Source organism: Lentzea kentuckyensis (assembly GCF_002150765.1).
Taxonomy (GTDB): Bacteria; Actinomycetota; Actinomycetes; order Mycobacteriales; family Pseudonocardiaceae; genus Lentzea; species Lentzea kentuckyensis.
The window spans coordinates 102,381-119,162 of sequence record NZ_MUYM01000035.1 but is presented as its reverse complement, the minus strand read 5'-3'; the positions used below and the strand labels follow the sequence as shown (position 1 = coordinate 119,162).

Here is a 16,782-nt window from a genome sequence, read left to right as displayed (position 1 = left end):
CGCAGCCAGCAGGCTTCGGAGGTATGGCCACTACCAGCGCAGTTGGTGGTAGTTGAGGTGATCTGCAATCGATTACATCGGCTCGTAACTACAACCAACTTGCAGGTGCAGCATCGTGAGAGCGCGACCACCGGGGTTGCCTGTGCCCGCTGTCGCGGAAGTCCCTCCGGACCCGACAAAGCACTACTAGAACGGCGGCGGATCGCCCAGCACCGCTTCCGGTTCGCGGTGATACGTCCTTCCGGCCGGGCTGCGGAAGCAGAACCGTCCTGGCTTCGGCTGGCTGACCTGCCAGGCGGTGCGGTGCTTCACGCGGTGATGGCGCCTGCAGAACGCGCCCAGGTTGTCGGCCGAGGTCGAGCCCAGCGGGAACGGGACCGTGTGGTCGAGATCCGACTTGTGCGAGGGCCGCATGCAGCTGGGGAAGCGACAGGTCCGATCCCGCATCCAGACGAACCTGCGCAGCGCGGCGGGCGGACGATAGGTGGACGTGCCGAACTCCAGAGCCTCACCCGTGGCCGGGTCGGTGAGCAGGCGGCGCCACGTGGAGTCCCCAGCCAGTTCACGAGCCAGATCAGCGGTGATCGGCCCGTACCCGGCCAGCTCACCAGGCTGGTCGGACACCCCCATCAACGTCGCCGCAGACACCGCGACATACAGCTCGACCTTGACCGCGCTGGACTTGTCCGGCGTCGCCAGAATCAGGTCGGCGACCACATCAGCACGCACCTGGTCGAGGGTGCGCGGATCGGTCGGGGTCTTGGTCTGGCGGGCGATGGCGTCGACGCGGGCGTAGCAGGCGGTAGCGAGGTGCGCGGGCAGATAAGCCCAGAACCGGGCCATGTCCTCTTCCATGGCATCGATGCCGGTGCACCGCTGCTTCTTGCGCTCCTCGGCCCGTTCCTTGTGCCCTTCCGGGTCCACCCGCATCACGACCCGGCTGGTGAGCTGCCGCATCTGCGCACCGGTCTGCCCCGGAGCCTTGGCCAGCACCCGCTCCTCCACCTCGGTCGCGAGATCAGCGGACAACGGCCCGGTCTTGTCGTGCAGGACACGAGCCTTGTAGAGGTCGATCTCGCCCTTCTCCAGGGCGTCCAGCGTCCGCGGCAGCTTGGAGGCAAGGTCAAGCGCCAGGGCGATCTGATCGGTGGTCCATCGCGACGTCCAGCGCATCGCGGCCGCGATCTCGGCGTCGAAGAACTCCTCGCCTTCACATGCGATCGCATAGTCGGCGAGCACACGCAACGACTGCGCCTGATGATAGGCGATTTCCCTCTCGTGATAAGCCAGGGCATCGAGTACCTCGACCGCTTCCATACCTCAATTCTATTCTTGATCAAAAACCAAAATGACCAGATCCAGCCACTCAATAGGGTGAAACCCCAGCTCAGGCATGCCGTCGTATAGCCCGTGCGTCGTTTTTCTCTCTACGACACGCAACCACTAGCAACCACGCACGCCCCAGGAACCAAAACGACGAAAATGGACCACGCCCCGCAACCACCCAACCAACGCAACCACAGAAATCCGTTCCGGCACACGCCCGACGAAGGAGGGCATGTGCCGGGTCGCCGAAGGCGTGCCCTCACCCCCCAGGCGTAACAATCCCCTGCTCATAAGCAAACACCACAGCATGAGTCCGATCCCGCAACCCGAGCTTCGCCAACACCCGAGAAACATGCGTCTTCACGGTCGTCTCACCCAAGAACAACGCCCCAGCGATCTCAGCGTTGGAAGCCCCCTTGGCCAACTCGACCAGCACCTCGAACTCACGATCGGTCAACGAGGCAGGCCGAGTCCGCTCCTTCCCCGCCGTGCTGAACCGAGCGATCACCCGCCGAGTCACCTCAGGCGACAACAACGCGTCACCACGCGCCACCACCCGCACCGACTCGACGAGGTCCTCCGGCGAGGCGTTCTTGAGCAGGAACCCGCTAGCGCCCGCCTGCAGCGCCTCGAACAGGTAGTCCTCGCGGTCGAACGTGGTCAGGATGACCACTCGGGTGCCGTGACCAGCGGAAAGGATCCGCCGGGTGGCTTCGAGGCCGTCCATGCGCGGCATCTGCACGTCCATCAGCACGACGTCCGGCCGCAGCGACGCCACCAGTTCGACGGCTGCGGCGCCATCACCCGCCTCGCCGACCACCTCGATACCGGGCTCGGTGCCGAGGATGACGCGGAAACCGGCGCGGACCAGGTCCTGGTCGTCGGCCAGCACGACTCGCAAACTCACGCCTTCTCCTCCGAAGCCGTCGGCAGCGATGCACGGACCAGATAGCCCGCGTCACGCCGTGGTCCCGCCTCCAACGAACCGCCGTGCACCGCCACGCGCTCGCGCATGCCCACGAGACCGAAGCCGGCACCGGGCGCGCCCCGGCCGCGGCCGTCGTCGGAGATCTCCACTTCCAGAGCGCTGTCCAGGAAACGCATCCGGACGTCCACGTGTTGCGCATCCGCGTGCTTGACCACGTTCGTGAGTGCTTCCTGCACGACTCGATACGCGGACAACGCCACACCGGACGACACGTCTCTAGGTGAGCCGTACACGCCGTGCGAGACCTCCAGGCCCGCGGCGCGTGCGTGTTCGAAGAGTTCCGGCAGGTCATCGAGACTGGGAGCCGCCCTCAGCTCCTCCTGGGCGTCCGCGCGCAGCACGCCGAGGAGGCCACGCAGTTCGTTGATCGCGGTCCGCGCGGTTTGTTCGACGGTCTGCAACGCGTCGCGCGCCATCGCGGGATCGGAGTCCAGGACGCGGCGCGCGGCACCGGCCTGGATGCCCATCACGGACACGTGGTGCGCCACGACGTCGTGCAGGTCGCGGGCGATGCGCATGCGTTCGGCCGCGATCGCGCCACGGGTGCTCTGCTCCTGCGAGCGCCGCAGTTCCTCGGCCTGGAACTCCAGCTGCGCCCGGCGCCGGGCGCTCGACCACGCCATCTCCCCCACCACGTAGGCGAAGAGGAAGAAGAAGAGGTTGAACTCCAGTCCGTAGAGGACGGTGGCGAGCACCGGGTCCAGCGGTCCGGCGGCGTTCTCGAAGCTCGTCTTCGGGCCGAGCAGGGCCCGCACGAGGCTGAAGCCGAGCCACAGGAACATCGCGACGATGACGCCGATGCGGGACCAGCGGGCGAGGACGCGGTTCTGCTCCCAGGCACCGACCGTGAAGATCGCGAGGAAGAGGATCGCGGACGGCACCAGCGTGTCGCCGGACTTGTTCCACTGCGCGGCGATGAACAACGCGGACACCACCAGCATCACGGCCAGCGGGTAACGGCGGCGCACGACCAGAGGCACGGACAGCGCGAGCATCCACGCGAGCTGCGCGCGCAGATCGGGCGGATCCTTGAAGACGTAACCGCCCATGCTGTTGACCAGGGTGGTGACCTCCACCGCGCACAGCAGCACGATCACCGCGATGCCGATGTCGCGCCGCCGTTGCGCGGGCGTCGGGCCGGGCCGCCGCCACTCGTTCCACACGGGCTCTTCCACCTGATCAAGGTACCTGGCAGGCCTTTTCCATCGGTAATCGAAGTTGTTCAGGCCCGAAGGGTGTTCCCGCCCACAAAATTGGACGTATCGCAACCCCCTACTCAATACTTCCCGATACCTCTGCGACCAATCCCCTGCGACAAGGCCGGTAAATGCGCATTCGTCACCTTTTGCTGCCCACCGCTCTGCTGCTGACGACGCTCACCGCCTGCGCAGGGCACGACCAGGCAAATCCCGCCGTTCGGACAGGTCCGGGCGTCACCAGCGAAGCGATCTCGCTCGGCGTGCTGACGGACATGACCGGACCGTTCAAAGGGACTTCGACTCTCCGCATTCGCGGTTATGAACTTTATCTGGACTTGATCAACAAACGTGGCGGCGTGTGCGGTCGACGGGTGGAACTGAAGCAGAAAGACCACGCCTACGACGTGGAGAAGGCGCTCGCCGGCTATTTCGAGCTCGAACCGCAAGTGCTCGGTTTCATCGACGTCACCGGCCAGCCGATGACCGCGGCCATCGAGCCAGACCTGATGCAGACGCGGGCGCTGACCGTGCCCGCCTCGTGGGCCGCCTCCCTGCTCGGCAATCCGCACATGATGGTCGTCGGCACCACTTACGACCTCGACATCATCAACGGCCTCGACTACTACAAACGCAAGGGCACGCTCAACGCCGGCGACACGATCGGTCACCTGCACCTGCGCGGCAGCTTCGGCGACAACGCGCTGGAAGGCAGCAGGTTCGTCGCCGAGAACTGGGGCATGAAGATCTCCGAGCAGGCCGTCACGGAGACGACGGCCAATCTCCTCGCGCAGATCACCGCGTTGAAGGCGGCGGACGTCAAGGTGCTCACGCTGAGCCTGACCCCGCCGCAGACTGCGGCAGCGGTGGGCATCGCCGCGCAGCTCGGGTGGACCGTGCCGATCCTGACCAGCGCCGTCAGCTACGACCCGGCGATCATGGATTCACCGGTCGCGCCGGTGTTCGCCAAGCAGGTCCTGATCACCTCGCCGGTCGCGCCGTGGAACGCCGACGTGGACGGTGTCCGCGAGCTGCGCGAAGGCTTCCAGCAACGGTGGCCGAGCGAGCAGGGCTCGTTGAACACGGTGCACGGCTACACGGTGGCGACCGCGTTCGTCGCCGTGCTGGAGAAGGCGTGCGAGAAGAAGGACCTCAGCCGTGACGGCGTGTTGAGGGCGTTCCACGACACGAACGCCCTCAACACCAGGGGCCTCACCGGTCAGCTGCGGTTCTCGCTGGTGGGCCGGCCGTCGGCGACGCAGTCGTACCTGAGCAGGCCGGACCTCAAGGTGCCCGGCACGCTCAAGGTCGAGGAAGGCCTCTTCGAGTCCGAGCTGGTGAAGCTGAAGGGCACGCGAGCCCGTTAGAGCTGGTTGATGCGGACCAGGTTGCCCGCCGGGTCGCGGAACGAGCAGTCGCGCACGCCCCACGGCTGGTCCTCGGGCTCCTGCAGCACCTCGCCCACACCGGACTTCTCGACCCATGCGCGCGCACGGTCGAACGTGCCCTGCAGGTCCTTGGTGGCGAGCGAGAGTGCCGTGTAGACGCCCTTGGCCATCAGGACGGCGATCGTGCGACGCTCCTCGTCGCTCACGCCGGGGTCGGCGGCGGGCGGGTGCAGCACGATGCCGGTCTCCGGCTGGTCGGGCGGGCCCACGGTGATCCAGCGCATGGTGCCCTGCCCGACGTCCTGGCGGACCTCGAAGCCGAGCGCGTCGCGGAAGAAGCCGAGTGACTTCTCGGGGTCGTCTGCGGGCAGGAACGCCGCGGCGATGATGACTGACATGGCGGTCAACCTAATCCGACGGACCGGTCGCCGCTTCTCGATTCCTGATCGGCCGCATCACTGCCTTGGCCAGGCAGTTCGGGATGCCCTGGCCGTCGGAGGCCGCGACCTTCTTGTACTGGCTCGGCGACATGCCGACGAGCTCGGAGAAACGCGTGCTGAACGTGCCGAGCGAGGTGCAGCCGACCTCGAAGCAGACGTCGGTGACGGACATGTCGCCGCGCCGCAGCAGCGTCATGGCCCGCTCGATTCGGCGGGTCATCAGGTAGCTGTAGGGCGACTCGCCGAACGCAGCGCGGAAAGCGCGCGACAGATGCCCCGCCGACAGGTGCACGCCACGAGCCAGCGCCGCGACGTCGAGCGGTTCGCGGTACTCGCGGTCGATCCGGTCGCGCACCTTGCGGAGCAGGAGCAGCTCCTGCAGGCGCGGGTCCTGGGCGGTCACAGCGTCCTTCACACCGAACAGCCTAAGCCCCGCGCCTGACAGATCGCTGACTTACAAGGGCTAGCAGGCGCCCTGGTCGCGCCAGACGCCCCACTCACCCGTGGTGCCGGGTTCCTCGTTCTGCGTCCACCACTGGGCCTTCCACCTGCGGCCCTTGTGCGACACCTCGTTGCCACCGGTGTAGACCTTGCCGCTCTCCCACGCGGGCAGCGAGCAGACCGGCGGGTTCGAGGTGGTCGTCGTGGTGGAGGTCGTGGTCGACGTCGGCGGGTTGCCGCCGCCGATCCGCGGGTAGTCGGCCGAGATCGCGTAGGACTGACCACCGAACGTGAACACGAAGTTCGACGGCGTCGAGATCGGCAGCTGGTAGCTGACCGTCATCTCGATCGACGCGCCCGGTGCCAGCGACTGCCACGACGGCAGCGTGAGCTCCGCCTTCTGGAAGTCGCCCTTCAGACCGCCGACGTTGGACCCGCTGTGGCCCTTCGTCACGACCCTGAGCCCGAACCCGGACTGGTCGGCCATGCCGCCGGGCGCGCTGGTGCCGTAGTCGAACGCGATCTTCGTGCCACCGGGGATGGTGACGGTGGACCGGTTGGTGAACTTGATCTTCGGCGTGATCGGGTAGTTGTTGTCGCCCAACGCGAAGCCGTACACGTCCACGTCGACCGCCAGCGACTGGGTCTGCTGGGTGGAGGCCTTCGCGGCACCGTAGGGCGCGGCACCGTTGAGACCGCTGTTGATGGTCGACAGCAGCGTGTCGCCGATGAAGTACTCCTTCTTGGCGGAGTCGTACCCGTAGTCGCCGGCGAGTTCCCAGATCATGATGCCGCCGAGGCCCTTGTCTCGGACGTACCTGGCCTTCTCCGCGATCGACTGTTCGGTCTCGGTGGAGAGGAACACCTTCTTGTCGTTGTTCCACAGCCACGGCGACTTCAGCGTCGAGTCGTAGTACGGCGTGTACGTGCCGGTCAGGCGGTCCGTCGGGTCGTTGACCGGGTCGAGGCCGTACTGCGCGGAGTACGAACCGGTGACCTTGGCTTCGAGGTTCTTGGTGTGCCACAACGGGTTCACGCCGGACGGCACCTCGGCGCCACCGGCGGTGACGTCGTGCCAGATGTTGTCGACGCCGGTCGCGCCGTTGCCGCACGGCGTGGTCGAGCCGACCGACGAACCGGTGCCGGGCGGGCACTTCGACTGGTCCGGCAGCGCCGCCTTGCCCCACAACCCGTTCGTGCCACCCGTGACGCCCTGCCAGCCGCGCGAGTAGAACGGCACACCGAGGTTGATGCGTCCGGCCTGCATCGCACCGCGGTAGTAGTGGTACGCCCAGTCAGCGTTGAGGTAACCCATGCCCTCGTACTGCGGTGCCGTGTACACGCCACCGGCGGAGAGTTCGCCGTCCTTGCCGTCGTCGTAGAGAGCGGCGTTCGGGCCGACGAAGTGGTTCCACGAACCGTGCAGGTCGTAGCTCATGACGTTGAGGTAGTCGAGGTACTTGACGACCTGATAGGACTCCTGGCCGCGCAGCAACCAGCCCGACGCGGGCACGGCGGCGGTCAGCAGGTAGTGCTTGCCGTCGGCGGCACCGGCGCGGTCGAGCTTCTCCCGCAGCGTCTTCATGATCGCCTGGTAGCCGGCCCACAGCGTGCCGCGGTTGGCATTGGAGATCCAGAAGTCGTCGGGGTTGCCCGCGTGGTTGTTCGACGTCGCGTACTCGTAGTCGATGTCGGCGCCGTTGAAGCCGTACTGGCGCAGGAACGCGACGACGCTGTCCGCGAACGTGTCGATCGCGGCCTGGTTCTGGCCGAGCTTGTAGAAGCCGCCCGACGCGTTGCGCGTGCCGTCCGCGTTGAAGAAGCCACCGGTCTCCGCCCAGCCGCCGACCGAGATCAGCGTCTTGACGTCCGGGTACTGCTTCTTGAACTTCGTCAGCTGGTTGAAGTGCCCCTTGTAGGGCAGCGACGGGTCCATCTCGGCACCCGCGACGCCCGGCCACTCCATGCCGATCGACGAGTTGTTCGCGTTGTTGTCACCGACGGAGATCCTGTTCTGCCCGTCGATGTGCGCGAACGCGTAGTTCAGGTGCGTGACCTTGGTCCAGGGGATGTCCTTGGCGAGGTAGCCCGACTGGTTGTTCTTGCCGGTGCGCCAGCTGGTGAAGTACCCGATCACCCGGCGGGACTTGTCCGGACCGAGGTTCTCCCGGCCCGCGGTGTCGTACACGGTGCAGTAGGGCGACTCGACGCCCGGCGTCTTGTACAGCCCGTCCGGCCGGCAGTCCTCGTGGGCCGCGGCCGCGGTCGGCGCGGTGGTCACAGCTATCAGGGTCCCGGCTAGCAGGGCTAGTACCGGGACCACTCTGGCGAGCAGGCGCAAGGGAAGGACCTCCTGGCTAGGGCGGCGGCCCTGCCAGGAACGGTAAAATGGTCCAGACCTTTAGGTCAATAGTCGATCACTGACATTCGTTGTCAGTGATACCGGTTTAGCGTCCGTCCCATGAGTGAGAACGATTTCGACTTCTTCCACGGGCGCTGGCGAGTGGTCAACCGCAAGATCGCCGACATTCCCGGCCGCGGCACCGAGTGGGTCGAGTTCGACGCGGAGGCCGAAGTCAGGCCGATCCTGGGCGGCGCGGCGAACATCGACAGCCTGCACGCGGACGGCTGGGAGGGCATGACGCTGCGGCAGTACGACCCCGAACGTCAGGTCTGGCGGATCTGGTGGGCCTCGACCCGCGCCCCCGGCCACCTGGACCCGCCGCTGGAGGGCCGGTTCAGCGACGGGCACGGGGTGTTCCTCGGTGACGACGTGGTCGGCGGACACGCGGTGAAGGTGCGGTTCGACTGGACCGCCGGCGAGGAACCCGTCTGGCAGCAGCAGTTCTCCTACGACGACGGCGAAACGTGGGAGAAGAACTGGGAAATGCGGTTCGTGCGGGCCTGACCGGTCAGTGGTGGTGCTGGTGGACGACCGCGTGGCCCTTGCCGCGCCCGATCATCCAGCGGTTCACCGGCACCGTCACCACGAAGGCCACGGCCAGCGAGAACGCCAGCGCCACCCAGAACAGCCAGTTCGTGAGGCCGGCCTCCATGGCGCCGGGCACGAGCACCATCACAGCGTTGTCCACGACCTCCATGACCGCGATCGAGACCGTGTCCGCCGCCAGCGCGACGCCCAGTGCCGCCTTGAACGCGAGACCCGAACGCAGCACCGGGCGGATGGTCAGCGAGTAGCCGAACACGAACGCGAGCACCACGGCCAGCACGATCGTGGCGAGGTTTCCCCAGCCCAGCGCCGTGCCGATGACCATGCCGAGCACCTCGCCGATCGCGCAGCCGGTGAGGCAGTGCAGCGTCGCGGAGATCGCCTGCCTGGTCAGGCTCGTGGGAGCGTGGTCCATCTCGTCCTCCTTCAGGGTCGAGCCCGACCATACCCCTAGGGGGTATGAGCGGCAAGCGGTCCCCCGGCCCGTGCGATCATGGCGACCATGAAGCTCACGTTCGCGGTCATCCCCACCCACGACCGCCCGGCCGAGCTGCGGCAGACCATCTCGAGTCTCGCTCTCCCGCCCGAGCGGGTCCTCGTCATCGACAACGCGAGCACCCCGCCGGTGGCCGATGTCGCCGCACAGGTCGTCCGCGACGAGGAGCAGCCGCCGAACATCAGCCGGTTGTGGAACATCGGCCTGGACTGGGCGCACGAACAGGCCGCCGGCGAGAAGTACGCGGTGGCCGTGCTGAACGACGACCTGGTGCTGCCGCCGGGTTTCCTGGACGCGATGACCGGCGCGCTGGAGCGGTACGGCGCCGCGATCGCCTACCCGGACCGGTCCGGCGACAACCCCGACTGGCACAACACCGAGCAGGGCCCGGTGCTCAAGCCGCACCGGATGACCGGGTACGCGTTCGTGGTGGACGGACAGGCGAACCTGCGCGCGGACGAACGCTTCCGCTGGTGGTACGGCGACGACGACCTGGAGTGGCAGGCCCAGGCCGCCGGCGGCACCGTCCGGGTCGGTGGCGTGACCGTGGAACACCTGTACAGCAACGCTTCCACGTACGGGAACCCGGTGCTCAACGCGCAGACCGAAGTGGACGCTCAGTCGTTCATCGCGAAGTGGGGCCGGCCGTCCTGGATCTTCCCGGTCGTTTGACCGATCTGGCTGACCGATCCGGCTAACCGATCTGGGTCAACGCCAGCCCGCCCGCCATCAGCACCGCGCACGCCAGTCCGTGCACGACCGGGTTGCGGACCAGCAGCGCCACGAACTCCCGCAGGAACGCGCTCGGCACGAAGTACCAGGCCGTCGGGGCGCCGATGACCTGCAGCCGCAGGCCGGTCTTGCGCGACAGCACGGCGGTGCGGAACACGTGGTAGTTGTTGGTGACCGCGACGACCCGGCCGGTGTGCCCGCGTTCGGCCAGCAACGCCTTGCTGTAGCGGAGGTTCTCCTCGGTCGTGGTGGCCTGGTCCTCCAGCACCACGTCGGCGTCCGGCACGTCGCGTTCGAGCAGGTACTGCCGCATCGCGAACGCCTCGGAGACGTCCTCGTCAGCGCCCTGGCCGCCGGACACGACGATCACGGGTGACCGTCCCGCGGCGAGATCGCGCCGGTAGAGCCTCAGCGCGCGGTCGAGCCGTGAGGCCAGCAACGGCGGCACCCGTGAGCCGACGAGCCCGGCGCCGAGCACCACGATGCCGTCGAACCCGTGCCGGCGCCCGGTGCGGCCGTAGACCACCGAGTACAGCAACAGGCTCACGAACAGGAAGGCGATGTAGGCCGACACCAGGAACAGGCCGATCGCGCTGCCGCGGATCCAGTCGTTGGGCTGGCTGATGCCCCACGTGAAGTAGACCATCTCGCCGAGCAACGCCAGACCGGCGAGCAACGACAGCAGGTTGCCCAGCGACCGGCCCTCCCGGCGGACCATCACCAAACCGTTGGCCAGCAACGCGAGCGGGAGCAGCAGCAGGCCGACCACGGCCAGCACGAACGCCAGCAGGAGCGGCAGGCTCAGCACCGGGTTGTCGCGACCGGCCTCCGCCAGCAACAGCAGCAGCATCACCAGCGTGATGCCGAGCCAGATCGCGTTGCTCAGCCTGCGTCGGTCGCGCACCATCCCGTAGCCGAAGAAAGTGGCGGGGATCAGGCACAGCAGGGCGGCGAGCACCGGCCAAGGGTAATACCGGTGATCACTCCGTGCTGTCAGGTTCCCCAACAGGCTCCGGGGTGGGCTTCGGGCGCGGCCTCAACCGCACCGCGCCCGCCGTGAGGTCGAGCGGTCCGGTCTCCTCGTAGTCCTCACCGGTGCCGGAGTCCGTCGCCTCGCTGCGGAGTTTGCGTCCCGGGAACAACTCACCCAACTGTCCCATGTTCCCGACAGTACCCGCCCCAGCTCAGCACCCGGCTCAGAACAGGGCGATGAGCAGCAGGATCACGGCGATGGCCACGACCACGGGAATCAGGAACCCACCGGCCGGCCTGCGGTAGTGGCTGCGGACCGTGGTGGAGCGGAACCAGCTGTACGGAGCGCTGCGGCGGTGCCGGCGAACCCAGGGCATGTCTCCTCCTGACACGGGTGGCTTTCACATCGGGATTACCCCGATTCCGAGCCGCTCACGCACTCCGTCCAGTCCGTCCGCCGCCACCGCCGGGTCGCCGATGTCGTTGCCGTACAGCACTTCGTGCCACGGTCCGAGCTGATGCCAGATCAACGCCCGCTCGCGCAGTGCGTTCGTCACGCCGTACGCCTCCGCGAGAGAGTCAGCGAACTCGGGCGGTGTGGAGTGCAGCGCCCACGCCAGGTCGATCGCCACGTCGCCGACGTGCAGGTCGCCGAAGTCGATCACGCCGGTCAGCACGCCGTCGTGGCCGAGCACGTGGTCCGGGCCGAGGTCGCCGTGCACGAGCGTGTCCGCGGGCAGACCGCTGATCCTGGCGAGCAACGCCTCGCCGCCGGGCACCCGCACCTCGGCGCGGAAGCGCTCGACCGGCAGCGGCCTCCGCCCGACGCCGCGCCGCACGGCTTCCGCGACCGGCACTGCGTGCAACGCCAGCAGGAACTCCCCCAGCTGCCGGCCCTGCACCGCGTTCAACTCGTGCACTTCTTCGCCAGGTATCAGCTCGTGCCGCACCACGAGCGGTTCCCGGGACACGACAACAGGAACCGGCACGGGCAACGGCAACCGCGGCGCGAGCCAGGGCATCACCACCGACTCACGCACCAGCTGCGGGCCGATCTCCGGACGGCGCGGCCGCCGTTCCACCCACCGTTCGTCGAACAGCTCGGCCGTGCTGTCCCAGCCCTCACCCAGGTACGTCACGCACCCAGTGTTACCAGGAACGATCGTGCGTCCGAAGCGACTTTCGCCTGGCTGTGTTCCTCTGCCGTCTTGAGTGCTTCTCGTGCCGTGTCGACGTCACGCGTGATGCGCGCGCGAGCCAGCAACGCCCGTGAGTGGTCCATGAGGCTGTCGGTCTCACGGATCGTGGTGAGCACTTCGTCGATCAGCTCCACCGACTCCGTGGCCTGGGCGAGCAGGATGGACGCGGTGATCACGCCGGGTTCGTAGCCGATCTTGCGACCCAGCTCGACGGCCTCCCCCGCGTGGTGCTCCGCCTTCTCCGGCTCCAGAGCGACCATCGCGACCAGGCAGTCGATGCGCGACTTGGGATGTTCGGCCTCCCGCGCGACCTCGAAGCACCGCTGGGCCACCGCCAGCCCCTCCTCGATCTCCCCGCGTTCGGCGCGGATGCGGGCGAGGCTCGCCAGGGCGTTCGAGAGGGCCCGCTGCTGACCGTTCTCGACGTGCAGGCGGACGGACTCCAGGCTCGCGGTCAGCGCCCGGTCCAGTTCGCCCAGCTCGAAGTAGGCGACGGACAGGTTGTCCAGGACGAGCGCGCTCTGGTTGCTCATGCCGAGCCGCGAGCAGACTTCGTAGCACTCCTCGATGTACCGCGCCGCCTCACGCAGCTCTCCCTTGGCGCCGTAGGAGATGCCGAGATTCATGAGGGTGCTGGCGGCCGCGCGTTCGTCACCGATCCGCCGCCGCAGCGCGAGCGCCTCGGTGAGGTTGGCCCGCGCCTGCGCCACCTCGCCGAGCTCCAGGTACACGAGCCCGAAGTTGTTCTTGATCGCCGCGATCGCGGCGGGCTCGTCCGCCTGTTCCAACGCCGTCCCGTAGTGGTGCAACGCGTCGCGGTACTCACCGCGCCCCCACGCCGACATGCCCAGCCCGAACGACGCGGCGCACTGCCCGGCCCGGTCGCCCGCCTCCCGCGCCGCCCGCAGTCCGGCCCGGAACACCAGCGCCTTGTCGATCTCGAACCGCCCGACGTGCAGGTAGAGCCGCACGACGTCGGCGAGCTGCTGCGCGAACGGCGAGGGCGCGGCGAGCACGGCCGCGACGAGGTTCGAGTGCTCCTCCTCGAGCCACGCGGCGGCGTCGTCCCGGCCCTCGAACTCCAGGCAGGCTCCGGTGAGGTCGGGGTCGGTGATCAGGCTCAGCTCGGGGATCACCACGAGGATGGCGTTGTACGCCGTCCTCAGGTACCACGCGTAGCCGTGGAGCAGCCTCGCCCGGTCGTCGTCGTCCGCGGCGTCAGCGGCAAACAGCCTGATGAGGTCGTGCAGCTGATAGCGAACGCCGACCTGGTCGACGAGTCCGGCCCGCACCAGCTCGTCGAGCTGCGGTTCGGGGTCGCTCCCCGCGAGCGCCGTGGCCGCGTCGAGCCCGATGTCCGCGCCGGGTGGCAGTCCGAGCAGCCGGAACACGCGCCTGGCCGCGCTGCTCAACGCCCGGTAGGACAGTTCGAACGTGGCCCGCACCGCCGCGTCGCCGTCGATCTCCAGCACGTCCAGCCGGTCGCCGCGCAGCTCGTCGAGGTAGTCCTCGATGTGCCCGTGGGCCACGTTCGCTCCCGCGATGCGCAAGGCGAGCGGCAAATGCGCGCACAGGCGTACGAGCTCTGTGCGTTCGTCAGCCGTGCCTTCCACACGCATGTTCGTGAGCAACTCGTGCGCGGCATCATCGCCCAGGACGTCGAGCCTCAGCTGGCCGGGCAGGTCGTGCCGGCTGGTGACGATGGTGAGGCAGCCGGGCTGGTCCGGCACGAGCGGCTCGATCGCGTCCTCGACGGCGTTGTCGAGCACGACCAGCACCCGTTTGCCTTCGAGCTTCTTGCGGTAGAGCTCGATCTGGGCGTCCAGGCTGGCCGGAATCGCCGGCTGCGGGACACCGAGCGCCTTCAGGAAGCCGCTCAGGGCCTGTTCCGCGGTGACCGGCGGCCCGGAGGCGAACGCGCGCAGGTTCACGTAGAGCTGGCCGTCTAAGTACCGCTCCCGCAACCGGTGCGCGAGCCGCACGGCCAGCGCGGTCTTGCCCACGCCCGGCGCACCAGTGATCGCGATGACGCCCTCTTGCCGTTCGAGGCGGTCCAGCTCCTGCTCGCGGCCCACGAAGTCCGGCAGGTCCGCGGGGAGCTGGCACGGTCCGGGGGTGCGGACCTTGAGGCGGTAACCGGACGCGTCGGTGACTATCTCGTCCGGAATGGACCGCCGGAGGCGCTTCACGAGCGTGCGCAACGCCGGAAGCGGGCCCGCGGGTGGTTGCTCGCCCCAGACCGCGTTGATCAGGTCGGCGAACAGCACTGGTTGGTTGGGGTGCGCGGCGAGTGCCCGGTGCAGCGCACGGAGTCTTCCCTCTGGTGTTCCGGCCACCGCGCCGATGGTAGATCGATGTGGGCAGAATTCGTGGATGGCCGTCACCGTCTCCTCGAAGCTGCTGTCGCTGCTCGGCACCTTCGACGCCCGCCACCGCCGCCAGACGCTCAGCGGCATCGCGCGGCGCAGCGGGTTGCCGGTCAGCACGGCGCACCGGTTGCTGGCCGAACTGGCGGCGTGGGGTGCGGTGCGGCGGCTGGAGTCCGGGGAGTACGTCATCGGGCGGCGGATCTGGCGGCTCGGGCTGCTCGCCGCGGGCGAGGTGGATCTGAGCCGGGTCGCGGAGCCGTTCCTGCACGACATCCACGCCGCGACGCGGGCGGTGGTGCACCTGGCCGTGCGGGAGGGGACCGAGGTCCTGTACCTCGACCGGGTGTCGGGGCATGCGTCCGTGCCGATCGTGAGCTCCACGGGCAGCAGGTTGCCGTTGCACTCGACCGGCGTGGGCAAGGTGTTGCTCGCGCACGCACCGCCGGAGGTGCAGGAGGAGGTACTGCAACACGGTCTGACGCGGATCACGGCGTACACGGTCACCGAGCCGGGCCGGATGCGGGCTCAGCTGCACCGGATCAGGCGGGACGGGTACGCGCAGACGTTCGAGGAGATGACGCTCGGGGCGTGCAGCGTGGCGGTGCCGGTCGAGGTGGACGGGCAGGTGGTGGCGGCGCTGGGGATCGTGGTGCCGGATTTGCGCAACGTGCGGGCGCGGCTGGTGGCGGCGTTGCAGGTGGCGGCGAGCGGCATCGGCCGGACGTTGCAGCCGGGTTTCCACCCACCGGAAGCCTGACTTGGATGATTCCGGTCCGGAACGCTTGAATCTTCAACCGTGGCAACCGAAAAGCGTCAGCTATTCATCGGCGGCGAAAGCGTTCCCGCGCTGGACGGCCGCACCACCGACGACCTAAACCCGTACACGGGTGAGGTCCACGCCGTTGTCGCCGCTGCCGGCGTCGCGGACGTGACGCGCGCCGTCGACGCGGCGCAGGAGGCCTTCGCGGAGTGGTCGGCGTTCTCGCCGTCGCGGCGGCGCGGGATCCTGCTCAAGGCGGCGGACGGCCTGGAGGCCAGGACGTCCGAGGTCATCGGCCTCATGGCGGCCGAGGTCGGCGGCGTCGGCGGCTGGGCAGGGTTCAACGTCATGCTGGCGGCGAACATCCTGCGCGAGGCGGCCGCCGCGGTCACCCAGCCCGTGGGCGAGGTGCTGACGACGGAGACGCCGGGACAGCTGTCGCTCGCGGTGCGGGAACCGCTCGGCGTCGTCGCGGCGTTCGCGCCGTGGAACGCCCCCGTCATCCTCAGCACGCGGGCCGTCGCCGCGCCGCTCGCCGCCGGCAACACGGTGGTGCTCAAGCCGAGCGAGGACGCGCCGATCGCGGCCGGGCTGTTCATCGCCGACGTGCTGCACGAGGCCGGGCTGCCGGCGGGCGTGCTCAACGTCGTGACGAACGCTCCCGAGGACGCCGCCGAGATCGCCAAGGCGTTGATCACCGACACCCGCGTGCAGGCGGTGAACTTCACCGGGTCGACCGAGGTCGGGCGGATCGTCGGAACCCTTGCAGCGCAACACCTCAAGCCGGCCGTCCTGGAACTCGGCGGCAAGAACTCGCTGCTGGTCCTCGACGACGCCGACCTCGACCACGCGGTGAGCGCGGCGACGTTCAGCGCGTTCTTCAACGCGGGCCAGATCTGCATGTCGGCCGACCGCATCCTGGTGCACCAGGCGGTGGCCGAGGAGTTCACCGCGAAGCTGGCCGCGAAGGTCAACTCGCTGCCGCACGGCGACCCCGCGGACCCCGGCACCGCCATCGGCCCGGTCATCAGCCCGCGCGCCGCCGAACGCGTGGCGGCGCTCGTCGCCGAGGCGGTCACCGAGGGCGCCCAGGTCCGGGCCGGCGGCAACGGGACCGCGACCGTGCTGGACGGCGTGACGCCGCGGATGCGGATCTTCCAGGAGGAGATCTTCGGCCCGGCCGTCATGGTCATCCCGGTCGCCGACGACGACGAGGCCGTGGCCATCGCGAACGACACCGAGCACGGCCTCACCGCGGGCATCCTCACCGAGGACTCCCGCCGCGGCTTCGCCCTCGCGCGACGCATCCGCACCGGCATCGTGCACGTCGGCAACCAGACGGTCGACGACGAGCCGCAGGCGCCGTTCGGTGGCGTGAAGTCCAGCGGGTACGGCAGGTTCGGCGGCCGGTGGGGCCTGGAGGCCTTCTCCGCGACCCGCTGGGTCACCGTGGCAGGAGGCCACGGCCACTTCCCGCTCTAAACCCTCACCCGCAGCGCCGTTCACCCACACAAACCCCACCAGC

17 protein-coding genes are annotated in these 16,782 nt (G+C 68.5%); 5 read left to right on the top strand and 12 right to left on the bottom strand.

The window, feature by feature from the left end; translation table 11 throughout:
• Positions 1–186 precede the first annotated feature (186 nt).
• The 3 genes from B0F77_RS18380 to B0F77_RS18370 form a co-directional block, all read right to left on the bottom strand.
• Positions 187–1,317 carry an HNH endonuclease signature motif containing protein gene (locus B0F77_RS18380; RefSeq protein ID WP_086664135.1) on the bottom strand — a complete coding sequence of 377 codons (1,131 nt, stop codon included), beginning with the start codon at positions 1,315–1,317 and terminating at the stop codon, positions 187–189.
• Between the two features lie 268 nt (positions 1,318–1,585).
• A complete protein-coding gene (locus B0F77_RS18375; RefSeq protein ID WP_211293859.1) occupies positions 1,586–2,233 on the bottom strand; it encodes a response regulator in 648 nt (215 codons plus the stop codon).
• Positions 2,230–3,489, bottom strand: coding sequence for a sensor histidine kinase (locus B0F77_RS18370; RefSeq protein WP_245848364.1), 1,260 nt, complete (start codon positions 3,487–3,489; stop codon positions 2,230–2,232). The genes B0F77_RS18375 and B0F77_RS18370 overlap by 4 nt, the downstream gene beginning before the upstream one ends.
• Before the next feature lie 152 nt (positions 3,490–3,641).
• Here B0F77_RS18370 and B0F77_RS18365 point away from each other — a divergent pair, with 152 nt between their 5' ends.
• Positions 3,642–4,877 carry an ABC transporter substrate-binding protein gene (locus B0F77_RS18365; RefSeq protein WP_086664133.1) on the top strand — a complete coding sequence of 412 codons (1,236 nt, stop codon included), beginning with the start codon at positions 3,642–3,644 and terminating at the stop codon, positions 4,875–4,877.
• Here B0F77_RS18365 and B0F77_RS18360 read toward each other — a convergent pair.
• Genes B0F77_RS18360 through B0F77_RS18350 form a run of 3 tightly spaced genes read right to left on the bottom strand, consistent with a single transcriptional unit; the run spans position 4,874 to position 8,060 of the window.
• On the bottom strand, positions 4,874–5,296 hold the full coding sequence (locus B0F77_RS18360) for a VOC family protein (RefSeq protein ID WP_086664147.1): 423 nt from the start codon (positions 5,294–5,296) through the stop codon (positions 4,874–4,876). The genes B0F77_RS18365 and B0F77_RS18360 overlap by 4 nt on opposite strands.
• Positions 5,297–5,306: 10 nt before the next feature.
• Positions 5,307–5,753, bottom strand: a complete 447-nt coding sequence (locus B0F77_RS18355; RefSeq protein ID WP_211293858.1) for a helix-turn-helix transcriptional regulator — start codon at positions 5,751–5,753, stop codon at positions 5,307–5,309.
• Positions 5,754–5,801: 48 nt separating this feature from the next.
• Positions 5,802–8,060, bottom strand: coding sequence for a glycosyl hydrolase family 18 protein (locus B0F77_RS18350; RefSeq protein WP_245848362.1), 2,259 nt, complete (start codon positions 8,058–8,060; stop codon positions 5,802–5,804).
• A gap of 180 nt (positions 8,061–8,240) precedes the next feature.
• Between B0F77_RS18350 and B0F77_RS18345 the strand changes: the two genes are divergently transcribed.
• Positions 8,241–8,687, top strand: coding sequence for a hypothetical protein (locus B0F77_RS18345; RefSeq protein WP_086664132.1), 447 nt, complete (start codon positions 8,241–8,243; stop codon positions 8,685–8,687).
• A 4-nt stretch (positions 8,688–8,691) separates the two neighbouring features.
• Here the strand turns inward: B0F77_RS18345 and B0F77_RS18340 are convergent, their stop codons facing one another.
• Positions 8,692–9,144, bottom strand: a complete 453-nt coding sequence (locus B0F77_RS18340) for a DUF4396 domain-containing protein (protein WP_086664131.1) — start codon at positions 9,142–9,144, stop codon at positions 8,692–8,694.
• Positions 9,145–9,231: 87 nt separating this feature from the next.
• Here B0F77_RS18340 and B0F77_RS18335 point away from each other — a divergent pair, with 87 nt between their 5' ends.
• The gene (locus B0F77_RS18335) at positions 9,232–9,897 is read left to right on the top strand and encodes a glycosyltransferase family 2 protein (protein WP_158102740.1); all 666 of its coding nucleotides are present in this window, start codon (positions 9,232–9,234) and stop codon (positions 9,895–9,897) included.
• 22 nt (positions 9,898–9,919) lie between these two features.
• On the opposite strand, the gene B0F77_RS18330 is transcribed toward B0F77_RS18335, so the two are convergent.
• The 5 genes from B0F77_RS18330 to B0F77_RS18315 are packed head-to-tail and all read right to left on the bottom strand — an operon-like array spanning position 9,920 to position 14,464.
• Entirely contained in the window at positions 9,920–10,915 is a 996-nt protein-coding gene (locus tag B0F77_RS18330; RefSeq protein ID WP_245848360.1) for a YdcF family protein, read from the bottom strand.
• Between the two features lie 22 nt (positions 10,916–10,937).
• Complete coding sequence (locus tag B0F77_RS18325) at positions 10,938–11,117, bottom strand: hypothetical protein (RefSeq protein WP_086664129.1); 180 nt, start codon at positions 11,115–11,117, stop codon at positions 10,938–10,940.
• 36 nt (positions 11,118–11,153) lie between these two features.
• Complete coding sequence (locus B0F77_RS48705; RefSeq protein ID WP_169730946.1) at positions 11,154–11,306, bottom strand: hypothetical protein; 153 nt, start codon at positions 11,304–11,306, stop codon at positions 11,154–11,156.
• Between the two features lie 24 nt (positions 11,307–11,330).
• Entirely contained in the window at positions 11,331–12,068 is a 738-nt protein-coding gene (locus B0F77_RS18320; RefSeq protein ID WP_086664128.1) for a phosphotransferase, read from the bottom strand.
• Positions 12,065–14,464 (bottom strand): ATP-binding protein, encoded by a 2,400-nt coding sequence (locus B0F77_RS18315; protein ID WP_158102739.1) that lies wholly within the window; start codon positions 14,462–14,464, stop codon positions 12,065–12,067. Before B0F77_RS18315 ends, B0F77_RS18320 begins: the two co-directional genes overlap by 4 nt.
• 37 nt (positions 14,465–14,501) lie before the next feature.
• Here B0F77_RS18315 and B0F77_RS18310 point away from each other — a divergent pair, with 37 nt between their 5' ends.
• Positions 14,502–15,254 carry an IclR family transcriptional regulator gene (locus B0F77_RS18310; RefSeq protein WP_086664126.1) on the top strand — a complete coding sequence of 251 codons (753 nt, stop codon included), beginning with the start codon at positions 14,502–14,504 and terminating at the stop codon, positions 15,252–15,254.
• A gap of 39 nt (positions 15,255–15,293) precedes the next feature.
• Entirely contained in the window at positions 15,294–16,739 is a 1,446-nt protein-coding gene (locus B0F77_RS18305; RefSeq protein WP_086664125.1) for an aldehyde dehydrogenase family protein, read from the top strand.
• Positions 16,740–16,782: the final 43 nt, after the last annotated feature.